1 protein-coding gene is annotated in these 341 nt (G+C 67.7%); it reads right to left on the reverse strand.

Annotation, left to right across the window (positions count from 1 at the left end; translation table 11 throughout):
• A partial coding sequence (locus R0J88_RS19170) for a VanZ family protein (RefSeq protein WP_410900756.1) occupies positions 1–318 on the reverse strand: 318 nt, incomplete at its 3' end.
• Between the last annotated feature and the right edge of the window lie 23 nt (positions 319–341).

A 341-nucleotide genomic window follows, 5' to 3' on the forward strand; every position in this document is an offset into this window, starting at 1 on the left:
GATGAGGATGCCGGCGAGGTCCGCCAGCGCATCCAGCACCTCAGCGCCGCGATAGGGAATCGCCAGCTGCAGACATTCGATGGCGACGCCCAGCAGCAGCAGGGCCGGCAGGATGATCAAGCTGGTCAAGCCCGCCAGCCGTGTCGTCAGCGCCAGCAACGCGAAGGCGGAGAAATGCTGCAGCTTGTCCCAGGGGAAGGTCTGCTCCGGATGCGGCACGCCCGGGGAGAGCGTGCCGAACAGGATCAGTAACAGGCACAGCAGCGCCACGAATGCCCAACCGCGGCGCGGGATGAGACGCTGCTCGACCGGCGTCATGCTGACACCCCCGCTGGCCGCCC

Origin of the sequence: Pseudoalteromonas sp. SIMBA_162, assembly GCF_046535955.1 — a bacterium.
Classification (GTDB): Bacteria; Pseudomonadota; Gammaproteobacteria; order Enterobacterales; family Alteromonadaceae; genus Pseudoalteromonas; species Pseudoalteromonas marina.